The 14,032-nt window shown below is 43.7% G+C and carries 12 protein-coding genes and 1 pseudogene; 7 read left to right on the plus strand and 6 right to left on the minus strand.

What is annotated here, in order from left to right; all coding sequences use genetic code 11:
• Positions 1–13: 13 nt before the first annotated feature.
• Both SPUTW3181_RS15405 and SPUTW3181_RS15410 read left to right on the plus strand, forming a co-directional pair.
• A complete protein-coding gene (locus SPUTW3181_RS15405; RefSeq protein WP_011790232.1) occupies positions 14–1,210 on the plus strand; it encodes a DUF418 domain-containing protein in 1,197 nt (398 codons plus the stop codon).
• A 27-nt stretch (positions 1,211–1,237) separates the two neighbouring features.
• Positions 1,238–1,666, plus strand: coding sequence for a DUF1294 domain-containing protein (locus tag SPUTW3181_RS15410; protein WP_011790233.1), 429 nt, complete (start codon positions 1,238–1,240; stop codon positions 1,664–1,666).
• An 85-nt stretch (positions 1,667–1,751) separates the two neighbouring features.
• Here SPUTW3181_RS15410 and SPUTW3181_RS15415 read toward each other — a convergent pair whose 3' ends face one another.
• Positions 1,752–3,095 (minus strand): short-chain fatty acid transporter, encoded by a 1,344-nt coding sequence (locus SPUTW3181_RS15415; protein WP_011790234.1) that lies wholly within the window; start codon positions 3,093–3,095, stop codon positions 1,752–1,754.
• A gap of 241 nt (positions 3,096–3,336) precedes the next feature.
• Between SPUTW3181_RS15415 and SPUTW3181_RS15420 the strand changes: the two genes are divergently transcribed.
• Positions 3,337–3,807 carry an FKBP-type peptidyl-prolyl cis-trans isomerase gene (locus SPUTW3181_RS15420; protein WP_011790235.1) on the plus strand — a complete coding sequence of 157 codons (471 nt, stop codon included), beginning with the start codon at positions 3,337–3,339 and terminating at the stop codon, positions 3,805–3,807.
• 70 nt (positions 3,808–3,877) lie between these two features.
• On the opposite strand, the gene SPUTW3181_RS15425 is transcribed toward SPUTW3181_RS15420, so the two are convergent.
• Positions 3,878–4,663, minus strand: a complete 786-nt coding sequence (locus SPUTW3181_RS15425; RefSeq protein ID WP_011790236.1) for an ROK family protein — start codon at positions 4,661–4,663, stop codon at positions 3,878–3,880.
• A gap of 365 nt (positions 4,664–5,028) precedes the next feature.
• On the opposite strand from SPUTW3181_RS15425, the gene SPUTW3181_RS15430 reads away from it, so the two are divergent.
• A complete protein-coding gene (locus SPUTW3181_RS15430; protein WP_011790237.1) occupies positions 5,029–6,816 on the plus strand; it encodes an aminopeptidase P family protein in 1,788 nt (595 codons plus the stop codon).
• A 143-nt stretch (positions 6,817–6,959) separates the two neighbouring features.
• Here SPUTW3181_RS15430 and SPUTW3181_RS21675 read toward each other — a convergent pair.
• Positions 6,960–7,151, minus strand: a pseudogene (locus SPUTW3181_RS21675) (phosphohydrolase); the annotation flags it as partial.
• A 563-nt stretch (positions 7,152–7,714) separates the two neighbouring features.
• On the opposite strand from SPUTW3181_RS21675, the gene SPUTW3181_RS15435 reads away from it, so the two are divergent.
• Together SPUTW3181_RS15435 and SPUTW3181_RS15440 are read left to right on the plus strand one after the other, a co-directional pair.
• Positions 7,715–9,283: a methyl-accepting chemotaxis protein gene (locus SPUTW3181_RS15435; RefSeq protein WP_011790239.1), complete on the plus strand. Its 1,569-nt coding sequence runs from the start codon at positions 7,715–7,717 to the stop codon at positions 9,281–9,283.
• 323 nt (positions 9,284–9,606) lie between these two features.
• Positions 9,607–10,908: a DEAD/DEAH box helicase gene (locus SPUTW3181_RS15440; RefSeq protein WP_011790240.1), complete on the plus strand. Its 1,302-nt coding sequence runs from the start codon at positions 9,607–9,609 to the stop codon at positions 10,906–10,908.
• Positions 10,909–11,026: 118 nt separating this feature from the next.
• On the opposite strand, the gene SPUTW3181_RS15445 is transcribed toward SPUTW3181_RS15440, so the two are convergent.
• Positions 11,027–11,917, minus strand: a complete 891-nt coding sequence (locus SPUTW3181_RS15445) for a hypothetical protein (protein ID WP_011790241.1) — start codon at positions 11,915–11,917, stop codon at positions 11,027–11,029.
• 214 nt (positions 11,918–12,131) lie between these two features.
• On the opposite strand from SPUTW3181_RS15445, the gene SPUTW3181_RS15450 reads away from it, so the two are divergent.
• A complete protein-coding gene (locus SPUTW3181_RS15450; RefSeq protein WP_011790242.1) occupies positions 12,132–12,767 on the plus strand; it encodes a DUF2913 family protein in 636 nt (211 codons plus the stop codon).
• Positions 12,768–12,865: 98 nt separating this feature from the next.
• Here SPUTW3181_RS15450 and SPUTW3181_RS15455 read toward each other — a convergent pair whose 3' ends face one another.
• Positions 12,866–13,183, minus strand: coding sequence for a ribbon-helix-helix domain-containing protein (locus tag SPUTW3181_RS15455; protein WP_011790243.1), 318 nt, complete (start codon positions 13,181–13,183; stop codon positions 12,866–12,868).
• A gap of 165 nt (positions 13,184–13,348) precedes the next feature.
• Positions 13,349–13,912, minus strand: a complete 564-nt coding sequence (locus SPUTW3181_RS15460) for a DJ-1/PfpI family protein (RefSeq protein WP_011790244.1) — start codon at positions 13,910–13,912, stop codon at positions 13,349–13,351.
• Positions 13,913–14,032: the final 120 nt, after the last annotated feature.

Consider the following 14,032-nt stretch of genomic DNA (forward strand, 5'->3'; position numbering starts at 1 on the left):
GAACTCAGCTAACGTGCAAGCAAACTTACCTAACGACACTTGGTCAAGATCAAACTCCACACAGCCTCTTAGCACAGTGGCGACATCCTCACCGCGTAACGCCAACCTTGATGCCATTCGTGGCTTAGCCGTCTTGGGGATATTTTTTATGAATATCTACTTTATGGGGATTAGTTTTTATGGCTATGCGCCCCATGAAATGCCGCCGCTGTCGGATCACATGATCAAAGTTTTTAATCATTTTTTTATCGAAGGTCGCTTTATCAGTTTGTTCTCTATCTTGTTTGGTGTCGGACTTTTTATTCAGTATCAGCGATTTAGCGCCAAAGGCTTAAACGCTTATCCCCTACTTCGCTCACGTTTAGGCTGGCTGATGGTATTTGGCCTAATTCATGGCATTATTATTTGGCCCGGTGACATTTTATTCACTTATGGGATCAGTGGTTTTTTAGCACTTTATTACAAAGACTTAAGTATTGGCGAACTTAAACGCAAAGCGAATATTTTTATTTTTGGTGCCTTAGTTATTATTACGCTGGTTAGCCTTGCAGGCAGCGATGAACCTTTCACTCGAGAATCGAGTTTATTTGCACTGCAATACAGTGCATGGACCTCAAGCTATGCAGACCAACTGTTCCTGCATTTGATGCAAGTCGGCTATATGGCGCTCGTGATCCCTTTTACCTTAATGTGGTTTACGGCGGGCTTAATGTTGCTCGGCATGGCGTTATATCAGCAAGGAACTTTTGAGCGCGGTTTTAGCAAATCGGTACTGGTGAAATTAGTGCTAGCAAGCGTAACGCTATCACTGCTCGATACCGTCTTAGGTTTAACAAAAAATACCATCCTCGTGGCGTTTTCAGATGTGCTAATCATGCTAAGTGCTATTCCTATGGCGCTGATTTACATCCATATAATGGTTATAATTTGCAAGAACAATCCTAACAGACTGACGTCACTACAAAATGTCGGCAAACTCGCTTTTAGTCTCTATATTCTGCAATCCATCGTTGGCGTGTTAGTATTTAGGCATCTTGCCCCCGAATTGCTTTTAAGTTTGGACAGATGGGGCTATATGCTAATGGCAATAGTCTATTCCGTGGTACAGCTGCTATTAGCCAGCCTTTATTTACGCTATTTCAAGCAAGGACCGTTGGAGAAACTTTGGCGCCACCTCGCGTTTAAAAAGCACTTACAGCAACAAAAATAGACTAATGATATAAAACGACTAAATAAAATGACCAATAAACGACCATTTAAGCGAACAAACAACCGAGCCCCAAAGACCAGCGTATCCAATACAAAGTTTAGCCTTATATCACTGTTATTAGTGATTATTTTCTTAACGCTAATGATAGGTGCCGCATTTTGGCATTTACTTCCCGTTGGAATAGTGGGTATGTACCTCACACTCAGTTTTCTCACCTTTATTGCCTATGCCATTGATAAATCCGCCGCAAAACGTAATAAATGGCGAACTAAAGAAAGCACATTACACCTGCTCGCCCTTATGGGCGGTTGGCCCGGCGCTCTATTTGCCCAAAACCTGCTAAGACACAAGTCCGTTAAAGCCTCATTTAGAAACGTCTTTTGGCTCACCGTTGTCGCTAACTTAGCCGTGCTGGGTTATGGCATAAAAACGGGTGCCGTAGATATGTTTATCTAAGTTCATTCATCCCCAATAAAAAAAGGGCAATTTTAAATTGCCCTACACTTTCTCTAAAATACAAAATTGGCTGTCACTTTGGCCTTTAGAACCAGCTCAACGCGATACTGATAATCACGCCAGTGATCATCAATTGCATTAAACAAAAGCCCATAATATCCCGCGCTTTTAAGCCTGCAATCGCCAGCACGGGCAGTGCCCAGAAAGGTTGAATCAAGTTAGTCCACGCATCGCCCCAAGCCACAGCCATAGCAACACGTGCCACATCGGCGCCTAAAGCCTGTGCGGCGGGTAACATAATCGGTGCCTGCACGGCCCATTGGCCACCTCCCGATGGCACAAAAATATTCACAATTCCTGCACTGATAAAGCTCCAAAATGGCAGGCTCTCGGCGCTCGCGATGGCCACAAAACCTTCCGAAATACTTTGAGCTAAACCCGATTGCACCATCACAGCCATAATGCCCGCATAAAAGGGAAATTGGATAACAATACCTGCGCCGCCTTTAATGGCCTCGTTAAGACTCATCAGCAAACTGCGTGGTGTTTGATGTAACAATATGGCGAGAAACAGAAATAAGAAGTTCACTACGTTGAGGTTTAGGCTGCCGCCCTGCACCCAAAAGTAATAACCTAAATATACAAGCCCAGCACCACCGACACTCCAGCCGAGTAAACGGCTATTTTCTAACTTATCCGCAGGACGGCTGTCGTTCAAATTGGCGTTATGCATCTCCAGCGTTGTACTCGCAACCTCACCATCTTTTTCATCGAGAGTGCTTGGGTCGATATAAATACTGTCTTTTTCTCCTGGCAGCATAAAGCGATTCACTAATGGCATGGACACAAACAGAATCGCCACTAACAGTAAATTAAAGCCCGCGAAAATGGTGTCACTGGTGGGAATAATGCCAATTTGTGATTCGGAGAAATGTCCCGCTGTCGCTATGGTTAATGGGATCGAACCCGCAAGCCCACCATGCCAAACCACAAAGCCTGAATAGGCGCTGGCAACCAACAGCCGATAATCGACTTTCACTTTTCTCGCGAGAGCTTTAGCAAATAACGCCCCCACCACTAGCCCAAAACCCCAGTTAATCCAACTGGCAGCGAGGGAAACTAACGTCACTAAGATAATGGCCTGAGGGGCAGACTTGGCGAGTCCAGCAATGGCATCGAGCAATTTTTTAATCGGCGGCGAACTGGCCAACATAAATCCTGCCACCAGCACTAATAGCATTTGCATCGAAAAACTTAACAGGGTCCAAAAGCCATCGCCCCAATAATTGATGACTTCCAGCGGGGTTTTATGTTCAGCGACCACAGCAGCAATTAATACGACTAAGGTAAGTAAAAGCACGAAAATATAGGGATCGGGTAGATATCGGTCGACGAGTTTGACCAAAGGTTTTGCCGCTTTGTTTAACATAGACTTTCCTTGTTTATTATCTGAACGAAAGCGTCAAGACGCCCTAGTTCTTATTTGTTTTTATTGAATTTTTATAGAGTCTTAAGTCTACAGGTTAAGCGATCTCTAAAGCGGGATAAAGTCTTGATGGGATGTTTAGCTATGGCCAAATGTAACGCTAATCATCCACTTAGTTGCTGTAAGTAGCTTCGCAACCGAAAAAACTGCTAACATGGCCCAAATTAACTTAAGGTGTTTTTATATGAAAATGTTACTTGCTGTTGTTGTCATTGCTGGGGTGATTTTTTACTTTTTTACCTCAATGAACGGCCAAAAAGCGGCGCAAGAAAATATCCGTTTAGGCAATGAGTTTTTAGCACAAAACAAGGCTCAAGAAGGCGTCATCACCACAGCTTCAGGTTTGCAATATCAAGTACTGACCAAGGGCGACGGCACTATTCATCCTAAAGCCAGCGATACGGTAACAGTGCATTACCATGGTACTTTGCTCGACGGTACTGTGTTTGACAGTTCGATTGATCGCGGCGAACCCATAGCGTTTCCGCTTAATCGCGTGATAAAAGGGTGGACCGAGGGCGTACAACTGATGGTTGTTGGTGATAAAGTGCGTTTCTTTATCCCCAGTGATCTCGCCTACGGTAACCGTAGTACGGGCAAGATTGGCGGTGGTTCTGTATTAATCTTCGATGTGGAATTACTTAAGATTAATTAAAACAAGACATATCCACGACAGTCACGATAGTTAAAGCCCAGCATTTACACTGGGCTTTTTATTTACAGGGTTAAGTAAGTGAAACATCCCGCGCTAAAATAACAGATAATCCTCGACAGACTAAGGTTTCCATATCATCGACTCGATGAATTTTCATTTCAGCTAAGGGGGCACTCAATGCCATTCGTTTTAAATTATCGATGCATCCTTTGTAGTAAGGAGTGCTATTCATCATACCGCCCGCTAACCATATACGATTAGGGTTTAGCAAATTAACCGCCCACGCCAACCCCATACCAAGATAACTGCCAGCACGATACAAATCTTCCTGAGAGGTGATGTTACGACTACGCACAGAATCACCGCTAGCAAGTTGCTCTAAACGAAACTCACCTGATTCAGACATGATACGGCAATGCCCTAACTCACCCGCAACGCCCGTTGCCCCAGAAAAGACCTGCCCATTGAAAGCGATAGACATACCAATCCCAGAGCCACACATAACCAACAATTCACAGGCATATTTTGCATCACAGAGAGCTTGCATACCTGCATCAATATCGTTGCTGATAATCTTAAGCGTTCCTTGGGTTTTTACGGTATCTCTACTTAATCCATTAAGTCCGGGTAAGGATTTACAAGCAACCAAACGATGATGTTGTACCAGTCCAGGTACAGCTATCGCTAATTGGTAATCCTGTAAATCGTAATCGCGTTCAAGTGCAGCAATTTGGTTATTTAACTCTTCAATTTTAAAGCCTTCACCTGTGGGGATTTTATATTGTTCTGTATGCCCCGCGAGCTGAAGTTCGAACAGGGCTTTACTGCCGCCCACGTCTATTGTTAATGTTTGCATCGCCAACTCCACTGATACATATGCTCCCCTCTGACCCCGAGCGGAGATGGCGAATGCTAGCATAATGAGCAAATACTAGCGATTGAATAAAACTTAACTTGCTAATTTATAAGGATCAATCTTTAGACTTCCATCTCAACCATGAATGCATTTTCAACCAAGATCACACTCAATCTTGGAGTAGTTGATACTTATCTAATATGGTTTATTCACGATTGTATACAAAATCCCTTATCTGGTGCCCTTGCATCCCTATCATTCAGCTTGCGATAATCCTCGCTCGTTAGCTCATCCATAACAACACAGAATTTAGGCGAGCCACGCCTAACCGACTCGCAGTGAATGCAGTCCAATTTGGAGCCCTTATGTCAAACAAGATAGCCAGCCGCCTAGATGCTATTCGTCGCGAACTCACCAACACCCATTTAGATGCGTTTATCATTCCACGTGCCGACGAATATTTAGGCGAATACGTACCAGAACATAACGAGCGTTTATACTGGGCGACGGACTTTACGGGTTCTGCTGGTATGGCCATCGTATTGAAAGATAAGGCCGCTATTTTTACTGATGGCCGTTATACCGTCCAAGTGCGTTTGCAGGTCGATGCAACGTTATTCAGTTATGAGAGCCTAACAGACACACCGCAAATTGAATGGTTATGCGACACGCTCCCAGCAGGTTCCCGTGTGGGGTTTGATGCCCGTTTACACACTCTAGCTTGGTATGAAAATGCCAAAGCCACCTTAGGCAAGGCGCAAATCGACTTAGTCGCAGTTGAGCAAAACCCAATCGACAAACATTGGCAAGAAAGACCCGCACCATCAAGCGCACCAATCACCCTGTTTAGCAACGAGAGTGCAGGCAAAACTAGCCTACAAAAACGCACCGAAATCGGTGCCTTGGTCAAAAAAGCAGGGGCCGATGTTGCGTTAATCGCCGCCTTAGATTCTTTCTGCTGGCTACTCAATATTCGCGGTAACGATGTACCTCGCCTCCCTGTCGTACTCGGCTGCGCCCTGCTACACGCTAATGGTGATATGCAACTATTTACCGATTTAAACAAACTCCCTGAAGGTATTGAGGCGCATGTAGGTGCTGGCGTGAGCTTTAAAGCTGAAGCAGACCTTGCCGACACACTCGCCAGCTTAACAGGCGTAAAACTGCTAGCCGATCCTCATTCAGCCAATGCTTGGGCACAAAATCTTGCCCGTAATGCGGGGGCTAACTTAATTGCCGGAATCGATCCGGTTTCGCTACCTAAAGCACAAAAGAATGCCGCAGAACTGGCAGGTATGCGTGCATGCCATATCCGCGATGGCGTTGCAGTAAGTCGATTCCTCGCATGGCTCGATGCCGAAGTTGCCGCCAATCGCCTGTACGATGAAGGTACACTTGCCGCTAAGCTGGAAAGTTTCCGCCTTGAGGATGCGCATTATCGCGAGCCAAGTTTCGATACCATTTCGGCAGCTGGCGCTAATGCCGCAATGTGTCATTACAATCACAACAATGGCACACCAGCCATGATGACGATGGATAGCATCTACTTAGTGGACTCTGGTGCTCAATATATTGATGGCACCACGGATGTCACCCGTACCATAGCCATAGGTAAAGTGACTGACGAACAAAAGAAAATGGTCACTTTAGTGCTTAAAGGCCATATTGCCTTAGATCAAGCTCGCTTCCCTAAAGGCACAACAGGTCAACAACTCGATGCCTTTGCCCGTCAATATCTATGGCAGCATGGATTTGATTACGACCATGGCACAGGCCATGGCGTGGGTCATTTCTTGAGTGTGCACGAAGGTCCACAGCGCATAGGTAAAAATGTCAACGCTATTGCACTTATGCCCGGCATGGTGCTTTCCAACGAGCCAGGTTACTACCGCGCAGATAGTTTTGGCATTAGGCTCGAAAACCTCGTCGTCGTCCAGCACTGTGAAGCGCTAAAAGGGGCTGAGCGTGAAATATATGAGTTCGACGCCCTAACCTTAATCCCTATGGATGCGCGCCTTATTGATAAGCGTTTGTTAACCCAAGGCGAAATTGATTGGTTTAATGCTTATCATCAGCGAGTGTTTAATACACTTTCCCCGTTAATGTCAGGTGATGAATTGGCTTGGTTAGCTCAAGTGACTACAGCCATTTAGCACTCCGCTGGTAAGTAGTAACTAACGTCATCATTTAAATCAGTTACATGCTACAAAACAAAACGTCCAAGGCAATTAGCATTGGGCGTTTTTTTAGCGCTATCAGTATGTTTAAAGCCCCCTTGATTTCAAAACACGATCTAAAATACCGCCATAAACCAAAGATCGGCGATGACACATAGATACACGCTGGTGATATACACAGGTATGCAAAGAAGCGCCAAAAAGCCAAATAAACGTTCAAAGATCAAACGTCGCCAATGTGGCAATGCTGCTCCAGTTCCCAATGACGCTGTAGCTAATTGAGTTACGCTACGTCTAAATGATATCGCCATGGGAAGTTCCTCTTATGTAGCATTCCCGCTTTAAGCTAATGAACTAAAACGGTGAAATACAGATACGCCATAGAGGCAAGGAAAAATTAAGCTATATGCCCAATCAGCCATCTTTTGTTGCCCATTAAAGAATAGACTAAGCCCAATAAAGTGCTCGCATGAGTACCGTGATATCAAGCCTAATCAAAGACATTAGTCCAATATCACTGAACATGATTTACATTTAGGATAAACAAGGAAAACGCACTCAACAAACGTACTTCACATCTGAAAATAATAACCCTATATAAAATACTGAAATTAACCATTTAACAGGATAAACGCTCGTTTAACACTACATTCTCAGCACTTAAAAAGATTATATTTTGCAATAACTTACAAATAAGGCAAAGGATTGATTTTCACTAGTAAGCCATGAGAAACCGCTCTCCTATACCCACACAAAAATGATACCATTATCACATAACAAGCTCACTCCGATGAGAGTCAGCGCAAGAAAATTAGCGCCTAACACCGCGCCCTGAACCCCAATCAACCATATCGGCCCTGAATGGACACACTAAATGAGCCAGAGTAACCCAACTGCAAGTCAATTCATTAACATGGACAGTACAGTTCAAGAAATACGTTTAACGCCACAAGATGAACTCATTTCGACCACGGATACACGCGGTGTGATTACCTATGTTAATGAGCGCTTTGCCGAAGTTTCAGGCTATAGCACTCAAGAACTGATCGGTAGTCCCCACAATATGGTGCGCCATCCAGATATGCCAAGTGCTGCTTTTAAAGAAATGTGGGGAAAGCTTAAAGCTGGCCAGTCTTGGCGCGGTATTGTCAAAAATCGCTGTAAAAATGGAGGATTCTATTGGGTTGATGCGTTTGTCTCGCCGTTATTTGAAAATGGAAATATCGTAGGATACCAATCAGTTCGTATCCAACCTAAAGCGCCTTATATCACTAAAGCGACCCATATTTACCAAAGACTTAAACAAGATAGAGCTATTTATAAGCCCTTAAGTTTGATGCAAAAACGCTTAGTTTCTGCTGTGGTTGCCTCCACTGGCTTACTGATTGCAGGTTATTTTTGGGGCTGGGGCGTGATTATTGCTGGAGCCGTGTTGATGACACTCAATTTAGCCATCTTCTATGATGAGGCTTTTCGTATTCCAGCTAAGCTAATGGAAATGCAAGAAAAATATGACTCTATCAGCCGCTATATTTATTCTGGTGCAGATACTTCATCAATTCTCGATTTTCAGCTCATTATGTTGCAAGCCAAAATGAATGGTGTGCTTGGCCGAACACAAGATCAAGCTAATCAGTTACATATCATTTCAGATCAATTAGTTGTCACAACAGAACAAACCTATGTGAGTTTAGATCAAGAGAAAAACCAACTAGAACAACTTGCCAGCGCGATGGAAGAGATGAGTTCAACCATCACCGAAGTTGCCCAAAATACCCATCTCACCTCTACCAGCATCAATACCGCCTACGATCTCTGCCTTAAAAGCAGTGCCAACATGAAGGCCAATACCCAAAAGGTGGAACTATTAGCGAAATCCGTCGCCGATGCAGCCAATAACGCCCATCAATTAAATAAAGAAGCTGAACAGGTTGCCAATGCCATGGGAGAAATTGACGCTATCGCCGAGCAAACTAATCTGCTCGCCCTCAATGCAGCAATTGAGGCCGCCCGCGCGGGTGATCAAGGCCGTGGTTTTGCAGTCGTTGCCGATGAAGTTCGCGCGCTATCAAGCCGAACACAATTATCAACCAACAGCATTTCTCGTAGTATCGATAAAATGTTTAACATGCTGAATACTTGGGCAAAAGAAATGGAACAAAGCCGTAAACAAGCTGAGCTTTGTGCCAACGACATCCAAATTTCAGCCGATAATGTCAACATTATTTATCAAGAGGTAAGCGAAATTCACAACTTTGCCCAACAAAATGCCGTTGCAGCCAATCAACAACGTCAAGTCGTGAATGAAATCACACGTAATATTCATTCAATCACCCAAACCAGCAGAGAAAATCTCGCGGCAACACATCAAATTAGTGATGCTGCGCATCATCTTAAACACAATGCTGAAAAAGCCCGTGGTCTACGCCGCGCCTTTGGTTAGGATGTGCAAGCGGCCCCAATATTTTGTCTGGAATATTGGGGCCATAACGATTAATAAATCAAATTGCATACTATTTTCGTAGCGATACTGGAACACTATAATTCCCCAACGACACGTCACAAAGCCACAAACATTTACAGATAAAATACCAACAGGTTAAAAAGTACAGGTTTTAGCCTAAAATTTTGCTATACTCCGCGCCCGCCATTTTTCTTATAAAATCTGTGTGGAAGAATGAGCCAGCCAGTGCGCCTCTCCTTAAATAAGTGATAAAGAGGCTGCGGCGCTTAAGCGTTTGAATAAGTGAATGATAGGAATCCAAAATGAGATTTGAATCTTTTAGTTTTTCCCCCGAGATTTTGCGCGCTATCTCAGATTGCGGTTATCAACAAATGACGCCTATTCAGCAACAAGCGATACCCGCTATTCGCCGCGGCCAAGATGTGCTCGCCAGCGCCCAAACGGGTACAGGTAAAACTGCCGCCTTTGCCCTGCCCATTCTGCAAAAGATGGTTGAAAAACCAAGCGAAACTTTAAAGTCGAATACAAGAGTATTAATTCTTACTCCAACCCGCGAGCTTGCGGCTCAAGTGGCTGACAACGTCACGGCTTACTGTAAATATTTAAATTTTAGCGTATTAACCATTTATGGCGGCGTAAAGATTGAGACTCAAGCGCAAAAGCTCAAACGCGGTGCCGATGTTATAGTCGCGACCCCAGGTCGTTTACTCGAACACTTAACCGCCTGTAATGTAAGTTTATCAAACGTCGATTTTTTAGTGCTCGATGAAGCCGATCGAATGCTCGATATGGGTTTTAGTGCCGACATCCAAAAAATTCTGCAAGCGGTAAATAAAAAGCGTCAAAACTTACTGTTTTCAGCGACCTTCTCCAGCGCAGTCAAAAAACTCGCCAACGATATGATGGTCAAACCGCAGGTGATCAGCGTCGACAAGCAAAACACGACAGCAGATACCGTAAGCCAAGTGGTTTACCCTGTGGAACAACGCCGTAAACGTGAATTACTATCAGAACTTATTGGCAAGAAAAACTGGCAACAGGTATTGGTATTTACCGCGACCCGTGAAGCCGCTGATACTTTAGTTAAAGAGTTAAATTTAGACGGTATCCCATCAGAAGTGGTCCACGGAGAAAAAGGCCAAGGTAGTCGCCGCCGCGCCCTACGCGAATTTGTGGCGGGTGATGTGCGCGTACTGGTTGCCACTGAAGTAGCCGCCCGCGGCTTAGATATCCCAAGCCTTGAATACGTGGTTAACTACGATTTACCTTTCCTCGCCGAAGATTATGTTCACCGTATCGGTCGTACTGGCCGTGCAGGTAAAACAGGGGTCGCCATCTCATTTGTTAGCCGCGAAGAAGAACGTACCTTAGCCGATATCGAAAAATTGATCGGTCAAAAAATTCGCCGCGTCACAGTTCCAGGCTATGAAGTGGGTAGCCGCGAATTGCTATTAAAACAACTGCAAACCCGTCGCAGTTTTGCTAAAAAACAACAAAGAACCGACAATGCTGGCGCCCAAGTTATTGCAGAAAAAAGCATGCAAGGTCGCCGCGTAAAAGTGAAGGTTGGCCAAGCACCAAGTAAAGCCAAAAAACTTAAATAATCACCTATTGATTTATACCATTAGTATTTATCAATGTTTATAACAAAGCTATTTTAAAAGCGTCCATTACTGGACGCTTTTTTATACTGACTCAATTATATCTTTGACCAATTTTATATCACCGCATAATGTTGCCAAATAATGCTTGAAGCCTAGTTTCATTTATACTCTTTTCCCCTCGCCAACCCGCTAAGGGAAGAATAATATCCGAGCGAGTACTCCCAGGATATTTCACGCTACAGATATCGGCAAAATGAGTAAAATCATCATATAAAGGTTTTATATAAGGATTTGGCATAACACCTAATTCAGCTAATACCATTAATTGTCCGCGAACATGATATTTTTCATAGTGAGGAATAATCTTAGCTTTTTTGATACGTTGTTCTAATTTTCCTGGTGTTTCATCTTGAGGTGCGTGGCGGATCATCTCGATCAAGGCTTTAAATATACTGATATCCTCAGGGGTAGGAGTACAGGGAGGAATAGTCATAAACTCTGCTAATTCAACAAGATTACCACACCATCTTTCATTCCATACATTCCCAGCATAGCAACTAAATATCTTATATCCTTTTTCTATCCAAACATTTCTTCTTATTGAGCAAACGGGACAAACATCCCCCTCTGCGTGCATGGTATGCTGTGGAACTGCTTGAGCAAATAAATAACTCAATATAGGTTGCCTTCCTCTCGGAAAACTTGAAAAACCGCATATATATGCCGAAAGCACATTTTCAATCGATAAATGAGGATGCTCAAGCAACGTTTTATATGCGCTGATGCATTCATCGTGACTATATTTGACAATCTCATTGACAGGATAACCACTTTGCTCAATTGTCAATATTTCTGCACTAGACAAACCGTCATAAGAATAATGTGTTGTCCCTGACTCAGAATCAAACTTGTCCCCATTATCTATTCTTTGCATATATCCATTTTCATCTTTGATATATGCCTTTTTGAAATAGACTTTTTTCAATATTTTAAATAGTCCCTTATCCATTTACAGCTCTCCAATCGAAATCATATTTGTGCAGTTCACTAAGCACTATTGTAAACATTTATGCGATCCAAGTTTAGTGGTTTCTACGTAATAAGTTGAGCCGCCTGTAAGAATCATTATCGATTTAACGACTGCTTTGTTAAACTAGCGCCGCCGCAATCAATATCGCCCAAGTTCAATAAGATAAATCCCTTTAGCCTGCGGTGGAGTCATAATGAATTCTCAAACCTATAATCAAGCTGTGCTCGAACTCGCCCTTGCAGGTATTGCCGATTTAGCCACATCAGCGCAAACCAAAAAAGCACAACGCACAGCCGCACAGGAAAGCCATTTTTTGTGTAATTGGATGGTCGAGTCCTTAAAGGAAAAACGCTTTTCTAAACTGGTTGCAGATGACCTCACAACATGGATACGCTTGGCTCGCAGCCAAGGTGCGGGCGCCGAACTCAAGCGTTTACTAGAAAGAATAGTATTTCAATATCAATCGGTTGAAAAAACTGAACCTACTTTAGGCATCGCATTAAACGCAATGATAGATGAACTTAAACAGGACAATTGGCTGGTATTTACTGATACTGAAATCAGTGCCAAGCTAAAACTCGATGGTGATGGTCAATCTAGCTTAGTCATTGATGCCAAAGAGTTTAATCAACATATCAAGGATAATCAGCTTATTAAACCAATCAACTTATATGTCCGCGCCGATGAACAGACACTAACGCGTATCGCCCTGTCCCATGGGTTATTGCTCAGCCAAGGCAATAAGAAAACCAGCTTGATTAAGCACCACAAAACCTATCAAATTTATCCTAATAATCAGCTGCCAGCATTATGCCAACTATTAAATTAAGGTCATCAACCTTTTAAAAATAATCACTAAACTGTCATTACTGCTAACAATCCTGCATTGAACTGAGCTACCAAGGCTTGAGGAGCCCCCGTAGCTCCCTAAGTATTGCTCGGTTTGTTGGCTGAACTGACCATTTTAGGCTTCAACACTAATCGTTTTCCCTCATTTAAGTAAGTGGTACACGCCACTCTCAGCAAAGAGGCAAAATTAGCGACTCGCCCATGACGAGCTAACACCTCTCGATAGATACGGGTTAAAAAGACGGCAACACTGAGTTCGGCGTCATCGGCAATATCTTCGATTATTTGCCAGAAAATGGCCTCAAGACGCACACTGGTGACGACGCCATCAATTCGAATTGAGCGGGTTTTAAGCGCGAACAGTTCGGGTTCGGCGCCAGAATAAATTTCACACACCTTTATGCTCCCCTTTACATGTCTACCCGAACTGTTATGCCATAAAAGCACGCTAAATCCTATTACGTTAACAAGGATTACGTTAGCAAGGATGTGTTGATATTTCAGGATGCATTAATCTCGCAATATCACACACTACACTTAGCCACATTACACTTAGACACATTACACACTAAGCAACTTATTAAATTGTGCGAGCCATGCAGGATGCGCAGGCCAAGCAGGTGCGGTGACAAGCTTGCCATCGGTAATCGCTGCCGTTACTGCAATCTCGCAATATTCAGCGCCCGCTTGACTCACTTCAGGAGCACATGCTGGGTAGGCTGAAACCTTTTTACCACGTACAACATCTGCCGCCGTCAGCAACTGCGCACCATGGCAAATAGCCGCCATGGGTTTATCTTGCACCGAAAACGCTTTCACTAAATTCAGCACTAACGGGTTTAAACGTAAATATTCTGGCGCTCGACCTCCAGGTAACAACAAAGCATCGAAATCACTGGCACTCACCTTTGCAAAATCACCATTTAGAGCAAAGAGATGCCCTGGCTTTTCGCTATAGGTTTGGTCGCCTTCAAAATCATGAATTGCAGTTTTAATCGTTTGTCCTGCTATTTTATCGGGGCAAACAACAGTCACTTGATGCCCTACCATTTGCAACGCCTGAAATGGCACCATTAACTCGTAATCTTCGACAAAATCACCCGCGATGATCAAAATTTTTGCCATGGTAAACTCCTTTTATTGGGATAGTTTCAGAGAGAAAGTTTGGAATATCACTCCGATTAACCATTCCACTTTACTCCCCTCACAACGACAAAGGTAACAACCAAATACTACAGATTAGCG

This window comes from Shewanella sp. W3-18-1 (genome assembly GCF_000015185.1).
In the GTDB taxonomy this organism is placed as follows: Bacteria; Pseudomonadota; Gammaproteobacteria; order Enterobacterales; family Shewanellaceae; genus Shewanella; species Shewanella putrefaciens.

What these genes read in the sequence shown, in the direction of transcription:
- SPUTW3181_RS15410 (WP_011790233.1), top strand. Translation starts at nt 1,238, where the DNA reads ATGACCAATAAACGACCATTTAAGCGAACAAACAACCGAGCCCCAAAG.
- SPUTW3181_RS15415 (WP_011790234.1), bottom strand. Translation starts at nt 3,095, where the DNA reads ATGTTAAACAAAGCGGCAAAACCTTTGGTCAAACTCGTCGACCGATAT.
- SPUTW3181_RS15420 (WP_011790235.1), top strand. Translation starts at nt 3,337, where the DNA reads ATGAAAATGTTACTTGCTGTTGTTGTCATTGCTGGGGTGATTTTTTAC.
- SPUTW3181_RS15425 (WP_011790236.1), bottom strand. Translation starts at nt 4,663, where the DNA reads ATGCAAACATTAACAATAGACGTGGGCGGCAGTAAAGCCCTGTTCGAA.
- SPUTW3181_RS15430 (WP_011790237.1), top strand. Translation starts at nt 5,029, where the DNA reads ATGTCAAACAAGATAGCCAGCCGCCTAGATGCTATTCGTCGCGAACTC.
- SPUTW3181_RS15435 (WP_011790239.1), top strand. Translation starts at nt 7,715, where the DNA reads ATGAGCCAGAGTAACCCAACTGCAAGTCAATTCATTAACATGGACAGT.
- SPUTW3181_RS15440 (WP_011790240.1), top strand. Translation starts at nt 9,607, where the DNA reads ATGAGATTTGAATCTTTTAGTTTTTCCCCCGAGATTTTGCGCGCTATC.
- SPUTW3181_RS15445 (WP_011790241.1), bottom strand. Translation starts at nt 11,917, where the DNA reads ATGGATAAGGGACTATTTAAAATATTGAAAAAAGTCTATTTCAAAAAG.
- SPUTW3181_RS15450 (WP_011790242.1), top strand. Translation starts at nt 12,132, where the DNA reads ATGAATTCTCAAACCTATAATCAAGCTGTGCTCGAACTCGCCCTTGCA.
- SPUTW3181_RS15460 (WP_011790244.1), bottom strand. Translation starts at nt 13,912, where the DNA reads ATGGCAAAAATTTTGATCATCGCGGGTGATTTTGTCGAAGATTACGAG.